Source organism: Geomonas propionica (genome assembly GCF_016458235.1).
GTDB classification, from domain to species: Bacteria; Desulfobacterota; Desulfuromonadia; order Geobacterales; family Geobacteraceae; genus Geomonas; species Geomonas propionica.
In genome coordinates this window covers 162786-170034 of record NZ_JAEMHK010000013.1, presented here as the reverse complement: position 1 = coordinate 170034, position 7249 = coordinate 162786, and the positions used below count along the sequence as shown (strand labels likewise).

The following is a 7249-nucleotide window of genomic DNA, read 5'->3' as shown; positions in this document are numbered from 1 at the left end:
ACATTTTTTGAAACTCGCAATTGCTGTTTCGTCTACTATTTAGTTTTCAAAGACCAAGCCGCCGTTTGCGACAGACTCAGCACCCTACCTGAACCGGATCAGCCTGTCAAGATTTTCTTTCAAAAAACTTTCGAGGCATTTTGCAGTGGTTTGATCCGAGGATCGCACCCGAAAGACTGCCAGAACACCGCTAGGTGCTACTGTGGCCCTTCTTCCTGCCGGTTCATCTATTCGGTTGCAAAGAACGTCGTTACTGCGAAGCCAAACTTTATAGCAAAGACGAATTCGACTGTCAATGCTTTTTTGTTTGCCGCTGCCGAACTTTGTTGCCTCGTCGTCAGCGGATGGTGGTTATAACAAATGCCCTCCCCCGCGTCAACGGGTTTGTTGTTTGTTTTTGTTAACCAGAGCGAAGCGGCTGTAATGCCTTAAGGACCGCCATTCTGTGAACACTGGTGGACCCGGTGGACATCCGTGGACCGGGATCTTCTAAACAAAAAACAAAGGGGCGATGCTTTCGCATCGCCCCCTCTTTATCGGTGTCGGCCTTTGAAACTTTAGGCGTAAACTACTTTGGCAAAGCGACGCTTGCCTACCTGGATGATGTATTCACCACTGCAGGCAATCTCCAGGTTCTCATCGGAGATCTTCTCACCGTTGATTTTTACACCGCCCCCTTGGATGGACCGGCGACCTTCGCTGTTTGACTTGACCAGCTGCGCCTCTGCCAGGACCTTGCAGAGGAGGACCTTCTCCCCCTCCGCGTTGAGGGAGAATTCGGGCATCTCGTCCGGGGTCTCGTTGTTCTTGAAACGCTTGACGAAGTTTTCGTCCGCTTGAGTTGCAGCCTCAACACCGTGGTACCGGGTGACCATCTCGCGGGCCAACTGCTTCTTGGCTTCCATCGGATGTAACGCACCGCTCTTCAAGTCGGCCTTCAACTGCTCGAACTCGGCCATTGTGAGGTCGCTCAACAGCTCGTAGTAACGAACCATCAGTTCATCGGAGATGGACATCACCTTGCCATAGATTTGGTCGGCCGGTTCATTGATACCGATGTAGTTGCCAAGGGACTTGCTCATCTTGTTGACGCCGTCGAGACCTTCGAGAAGCGGCACGGTAATGACACACTGCGGCGCCTGCCCCCACTCCCTCTGGAGCTCACGCCCGACAAGGAGGTTGAATTTCTGGTCAGTGCCGCCCAACTCCACGTCGGCCTTAAGTGCCACAGAGTCATAGCCCTGCACCAGCGGATACATGAACTCGTGAATACTGATCGGCAATTGGTTCGAGAAGCGGTTGCTGAAATCTTCGCGCTCGAGCATACGAGCAACAGTGTACTTAGAGGCGAGACCGATCATGTCCGACGCGGTCATTTTGCCGAGCCACTCCGAGTTGAACACCACCTTGGTGAGCTTGGGATCGAGAACCTTGAAAACCTGTTCCTTGTAAGTTTCCGCATTCTTGAGGACATCTTCGCGGGTAAGAACCTTGCGGGTCTCGGACTTGCCGGTCGGGTCGCCGATCATGCCAGTGAAGTCGCCGATCAGGAAGTGCACCTCGTGGCCGAGCTTCTGGAATTGACGCATCTTGTGCAGCAGCACGGTGTGCCCCAGATGCAGGTCCGGCGCGGTCGGGTCGAAACCGGCCTTGATCTTGAGTGGCACGCCGGTCTTGACGGATTTCTCGAGCTTCTCAACCAGCTCTTTCTCCACCAGGATTTCTACGGCGCCCCTCTTGATAATCTCCATCTGCTCTGCAACGGTCATCACTTTCCCTCCAGATTTATTTCAGCCACCTCCGCACAAGGCTTCGGTGGCCAAGCTCCACGTTAGCACGAGGCTTCGGTGGGGCAGTCATCCCATAGAATCTTAAGCCTAGCCGCAGGCTATGTTGATGCGTTCGATGTTAAGTGCAAGGCCGGTCTTTTCATCGACTTCAATGGCAACGGCATTGATCCGAATGTCCTTCTTGGCCACCTCGAACTTCGAGGGACGCTGGGTGACGAACTTCTGGATCGCCTCCTCCTTCTTCACTCCGATGACAGAGTCGAAAGAGCCGGTCATGCCGGCATCGGTCATGTAGGCGGTGCCGCCGGTGAGGATACGCTCGTCGGCGGTCTGCACGTGGGTATGGGTGCCGATAACCGCGGCCACCCTTCCGTCCAGATACCACCCCAGCGAAACCTTCTCGCTGGTGGCCTCGGCATGGAAGTCAACGAAGACGATCGGCGTCTCTTCTTTCAGCTTTGCGATCTCGCGATCGGCGCAACGAAACGGGCAGTCAAGGTTGTTCATGAAAACCCGCCCTTCGAGATTGAGAATGCCGATCTTGATCCCACCCGGAGTCTTTACGATAGTGGTCCCTTTACCCGGCGTGCCCTCGGGGTAGTTGGCGGGGCGGACGATGCGGTCCTCGCGCTTTATGTATTCGAGGGCATCCTTCTTATCCCAGATGTGATTGCCGGAGGTGATCATCTGCACGCCGCACTTGAACAGGTCCAGCGCGGTCTCCTCGGTCAGCCCGAAGCCGCCGGCGGCGTTCTCGCCGTTGGCAATCACCAGGTCGACCATGTGCCGGTCCACGATGCGGTGCAGTTCGCGGGAGAGCGCCTCCCGTCCCGGCTTACCGATCACGTCCCCAATAAAGAGAAGCTTAACGGGCATATTCAGTGGCCCTGGTTTCCCTGATCACGTTGACCTTGATCTGGCCCGGGTAGGTCATCTCGGTCTCGATCTTCTTAGCGATATCCTTGGCCAGAACCAGTGCGCGGTCATCGGTTACCTGCTCGCTCGACACCATGACGCGGATCTCGCGACCAGCCTGGATGGCGAAAGAAGTGAGGACACCGTCGAAGGAGGTAGCGATTCTCTCCAGGTCATCCAGACGCTTCACGTAGGTTTCCATCATCTCGCGGCGGGCGCCCGGACGAGCGCCGGAGAGTGCGTCGGCAGCCTGCACCAGGACGGCAAGAACCGTTGCCGGCTTCTCGTCCTCGTGATGCGCCATGATGGCGTGCACGATCTTCGGGGATTCGCCGTACTTCTTGGCGATGTCGGCGCCGATGACGGCGTGGGATCCTTCGATCTCGTGGTCGACCGCCTTGCCGAGGTCGTGCAGAAGACCGGCCCTCTTGGCCTGCTTCACGTTGATACCGAGTTCCGCCGCCATGATGCCGCACAGGAAAGCGACTTCCAGCGAGTGCTGGTAGACGTTTTGGCTGTAGGAGGTGCGGTACTTCAACCGGCCGATGAGCTTCAGGATCTCCGGGTGGATGCCGTGCACGCCGAGGTCGAAGGCAGCCTGTTCGCCTGCTTCCTTCATGGCCTGTTCGATCTCTTCCTGGGACTTGGCGACCACTTCCTCGATACGGCCCGGGTGGATCCTGCCGTCGGCGATGAGTTTTTGCAGCGACAGCTTGGCGACTTCCCTTCTGACCGGATTGAAACCGGAAAGTATGACCGCCTCGGGGGTGTCGTCGATGATGAGGTCGATGCCGGTGGCAGCCTCGAGGGCCCTGATGTTACGCCCTTCGCGGCCGATGATGCGGCCCTTCATCTCGTCGGAGGGGAGGGTCACGACGGAAACGCTGCGCTCGGCAACGTACTCGCCGGCATAACGCTGCATGGCAAGAGCAAGGATTTCCTTGGCTTTCTTGTCTGCGGTCTCCCTGGCCTCTTCCTCCATCACCTTGATCAACTTGGCGACGTCGAGCTTCGCTTCGTCTTCCATGGAGTCCATCAGGAACTTCTTGGCCTCGGCGGCAGTCATACCGGCAATCTGCTCCAGCTTCGCCTTTTGCTCGCCCACCAGGGCGTCCAGCTTCTCTTCCTTCTGGGCCAGCGCCTGTTCCTTGTTGACCAGAGACTGTTCGCGCACGGCAAGCGCCTGCTCCCTTTTCAAGAAGTCAGAGTCGCGCTGGTCGAACAGGTTGGTCTTCTTGTCGAGGTTCTCTTCTTTTTGCTGCAGCCTCTTCTCCAGGGCCTGCAGGTCTCGACGCTTCTCGCGGCTCTCTTGTTCAAATTGCTTTTCCAGCTCTTCCTTTGCCTGGTACACCACGTCCTTTGCCTGGACGGTTGCCTCCATGGCGACGACCTCAGCCTGACGCTTCGCGTCCTCGATCATCTTGGCGGCCAAGGTCTCGGCATCGCCCACCAGCGAATCCGAGCGTTTCTTGCGCAGGACGTTGCCTATCACGTACCCGACAGCGGCCGCGATAAGTACCAGCAATATGGCAATTGTTATGTCGATTTTCACCGTTGCTCCCCCTCACATATATGTTTATTAACGCGAACCACCCGACTCTCGGTGACGATCAAATCCATCGTCACGTCGTGCGGCTCGCCGGCTATCTCCTGAAGCAGTTGGAAGTCGTAGCAAAATGCCACCAGCTTCCCGCTTCCTTCCAGACGGTGCAGCGACCTGTCATAATACCCTTTGCCGTAACCGATGCGGCGCCCGCATAGATCGAAGGCCACTCCCGGTACCACGATGAGGTCCGCCTGCGCCGGATTGCACCCCTCCCCTGCCGGCTCGGGAATGCCATACCTGCCCGGTGCCAGCTCCGTGAGAGCCGCCACCTGACAAAACTTCAAATCGTCCCCCACCACCGCCGGGTAGAGCAACTTCTTTCCGGATGCCAAGGCCGCAACAGCGATCGCCGCGGTGTCCACTTCGTGGTGGATCGGCGCATACAGCACCAGCGTCCTGGCGGCCTGATACTCGGGCAGGCTCAGGAAACGCTGCTGCAGTGCCAGGCTTAGCGACGCCACCTGCGGCTTGGACAGCTCGCGGCGTCGGGCAAGGGTCGCGGCTCTATGGGCACGCTTGGGCATAACGTTTTTATTCCATTGTTTTTTAGAAGATGGACGGCAGGCCGCCCGTTGAGACAGGTGCTCTGGTGGGGGAGTACTGATGGGTGTGACGGGTGTTGCGTTGACAGGTTTTGATAGAGTGGGCCGCGTTCAAATGAAGCGCCAAATTTGAACTTTATGTAAATGCAGCCATTAAACCCTGGACATGCTGCTTAACGTCTTAGGCTACTATCAGCAAACGGGGAGAAACAGCTTCTCCACGCTAGGTTCTGGCAAAGCTTTGCAACCGTACAACCAGTCAGCTATATGTTGAATCTCCCGCAAGAGACCTGAAACTCTAAAGCCGTTGCCGGTCCAGCCGTTCTATAAGCCCCGCGACCCGCTCGCTGCAGGTGCGCTGCTCTTCTTCCAATTGCTTCCGGGCGTCCAGGCAGGCTTCAGCCAAATTCATCAACGCCAGAATCACTACCAGTTGGGTATCTGCACCACTGACCTTGGCTTCCGCCTCCGCCAGCTTCTCGTTGACCAGAGCCTCTACTTGCGCCACGTGCTCCGGTGTCGCAACGCTCTTTACCTGGAGTTCTCGCCCCAGGACCCTGATGCTGTGCGTGGCGATCAAGCGGTCAGACCCCTTCCAACTTTTTCAATATTTCATCTATGCGGGCCTTGAAACCGACCCTTTCTTCATGAAGTCGGGAATTCTCTTTTTTCAGTTTGTCGTTCTCAAGCCTCAACTCTCCCACGACATTAATTAGAGAATTTATCCGCCCTTCAAGCTCATTAAACAGCTCAGCACTCATTATTTCACCTTTTGCGGCAAAATCATATGCGATAAGTACCCAAAAGTCAAGGCTATCATTGGAAAAGCGCGTCTACAAACTGGACCGGATCGAAGGCCCGAAGGTCTTCCACGGACTCCCCCACGCCAATGAATCTGACCGGGAGAGCGTATTCATGACTTACCGCAACAACGATCCCCCCTTTGGCGCTACCGTCGAGCTTAGTCAGCACCACCCCAGTGACGTCAGCCGCCTCCTTGAAGAGCTTCGCCTGGGAGAGCGCGTTCTGCCCGGTTGCGGCGTCAAGGACCAGCAGCGTTTCGTGCGGCCCGTCCGGGATCTCGCGGGTGAGGACCCGGCGGATCTTCTTCATCTCCTCCATCAGGTTGACCTTGGTGTGCATGCGGCCGGCGGTGTCGATGATCAGGACATCGGTGCCGCGCGCGATAGCCGCTTTACAGGCATCGAAAACCACTGCGGAGGGGTCGGCCCCTTCCTTGTGGCGCACGATGTCGGCCCCGACGCGCTTGGCCCAGGTCTCCAACTGCTCAGCGGCGGCAGCACGGAAGGTGTCGGCGGCGGCCAAGAGGACCTTCTGTCCTTCACCGGCGTAGCGTGCGGCCAACTTGCCGATGGTGGTGGTCTTGCCCACGCCGTTCACGCCGATAACCATGATGACGAAGGGCTTCTTGCCGGTCACCACGAGAGGCGCATGATGCTCCAGGAGGCGCAGCTGAATCTCTTCCTTCAACGCCCTCTTCAGCGCGGCACCGTCCTGCAGCTCGTCGCGCTTGAGGCGCTGCTCCAGGGTGCGGATCAGGTCGACAGTGGTCTTCACGCCGAGGTCAGCGGTGATCAGAATCTCTTCCAGTTCCTCGAGGGTATCGGTGTCGATCTCCTTCTTGCCGAGCAAAAGGGTGTCGACCCGACCGATGATGGTCTCGTGGGTCTTGCTGAGGCTGCGCTTGAGGCGGTCGAAGAAGCTGGGTTTCGCCTGTTCGGCAGGTTCGGAGACCGGGGCGGGCGCCGGGGCGGCGGGCTCGGTCCACAGTTGACGCGGGGCCGGAGCGGGAGGCTCGGGGACAGGCGTGAGGACAGGCTGAGCAGACTGCGCCGGTGCCGGAGGTTCGGCAACGGGAGGTTGTAGCGAGGTGGGAGCCTCTTGCTGCGGCTCCTGCTGCTCCACTCCTTGGGACGGTTGTTCCTCGGGAGTCTCGGCAGGCTCCTCAGCCGCACCGATCCCGAGCTTTTTAAAAAGACCTTTGAAAAAGCTCTTGTTTTCCTCGGCCATTAATAAATCTCCTTATGCAGAAGCTGCACGGTGTCCCGGAACCTCTTCAGGGCCAGCAGCGGCAGGGCTTGGCGGTCCATGGTCATCACCAGGGCATAGTCGTCGCCGACGGCCCCCACGACAACGTATTGCTCCTCGGTGCTGACGACGGCTTCCCGGACGCCTCCGGCTGAAAACTTCTCGTGCACCCCTTTGAGCAGGGTAAGGACGATGCCCCAATGGGCGGCGGTTACCTTCATTTCGAAGGGGTCGCCATGGGAAAATTGCTCGACGGCTTCCCCTTCCCAGTCAGCCAAGATGGCGCCACTGCCACCGGGCACGGATTCAACCAATGTAGTCAACAGTCTCTTGAAGGGCACGTCAAG

General features: G+C 57.9%; 8 protein-coding genes. All 8 read right to left on the bottom strand.

Annotation, left to right across the window (positions count from 1 at the left end):
• Nucleotides 1-557 precede the first annotated feature (557 nt).
• Nucleotides 558-1769, bottom strand: a complete 1212-nt coding sequence (gene tyrS / locus JFN90_RS16965; protein WP_199396301.1) for a tyrosine--tRNA ligase — start codon at nt 1767-1769, stop codon at nt 558-560.
• Nucleotides 1770-1877: 108 nt separating this feature from the next.
• On the bottom strand, nt 1878-2666 hold the full coding sequence (locus tag JFN90_RS16960; RefSeq protein WP_199396300.1) for a TIGR00282 family metallophosphoesterase: 789 nt from the start codon (nt 2664-2666) through the stop codon (nt 1878-1880).
• Entirely contained in the window at nt 2656-4251 is a 1596-nt protein-coding gene (gene rny, locus JFN90_RS16955) for a ribonuclease Y (protein WP_407931931.1), read from the bottom strand. The genes JFN90_RS16960 and rny overlap by 11 nt, the downstream gene beginning before the upstream one ends.
• 2 nt (nt 4252-4253) lie before the next feature.
• Nucleotides 4254-4835: a 5-formyltetrahydrofolate cyclo-ligase gene (locus JFN90_RS16950; protein WP_199396298.1), complete on the bottom strand. Its 582-nt coding sequence runs from the start codon at nt 4833-4835 to the stop codon at nt 4254-4256.
• Nucleotides 4836-5151: 316 nt separating this feature from the next.
• On the bottom strand, nt 5152-5433 hold the full coding sequence (locus JFN90_RS16945) for a cell division protein ZapA (protein WP_199396297.1): 282 nt from the start codon (nt 5431-5433) through the stop codon (nt 5152-5154).
• Between the two features lie 4 nt (nt 5434-5437).
• Nucleotides 5438-5614 carry a cell division protein ZapB gene (zapB, locus tag JFN90_RS16940; RefSeq protein ID WP_199396296.1) on the bottom strand — a complete coding sequence of 59 codons (177 nt, stop codon included), beginning with the start codon at nt 5612-5614 and terminating at the stop codon, nt 5438-5440.
• Between the two features lie 55 nt (nt 5615-5669).
• The gene (gene ftsY / locus JFN90_RS16935; RefSeq protein WP_199396295.1) at nt 5670-6884 is read right to left on the bottom strand and encodes a signal recognition particle-docking protein FtsY; all 1215 of its coding nucleotides are present in this window, start codon (nt 6882-6884) and stop codon (nt 5670-5672) included.
• Nucleotides 6884-7243 carry a roadblock/LC7 domain-containing protein gene (locus JFN90_RS16930; RefSeq protein ID WP_199396294.1) on the bottom strand — a complete coding sequence of 120 codons (360 nt, stop codon included), beginning with the start codon at nt 7241-7243 and terminating at the stop codon, nt 6884-6886. Before JFN90_RS16930 ends, ftsY begins: the two co-directional genes overlap by 1 nt.
• Nucleotides 7244-7249: the final 6 nt, after the last annotated feature.

Bases quoted from the DNA above. Each gene is read 5' to 3' on its own strand.
- tyrS (WP_199396301.1), bottom strand. From the start codon at position 1,769: ATGACCGTTGCAGAGCAGATGGAGATTATCAAGAGGGGCGCCGTAGAA.
- JFN90_RS16960 (WP_199396300.1), bottom strand. From the start codon at position 2,666: ATGCCCGTTAAGCTTCTCTTTATTGGGGACGTGATCGGTAAGCCGGGA.
- JFN90_RS16950 (WP_199396298.1), bottom strand. From the start codon at position 4,835: ATGCCCAAGCGTGCCCATAGAGCCGCGACCCTTGCCCGACGCCGCGAG.
- zapB (WP_199396296.1), bottom strand. From the start codon at position 5,614: ATGAGTGCTGAGCTGTTTAATGAGCTTGAAGGGCGGATAAATTCTCTA.
- ftsY (WP_199396295.1), bottom strand. From the start codon at position 6,884: ATGGCCGAGGAAAACAAGAGCTTTTTCAAAGGTCTTTTTAAAAAGCTC.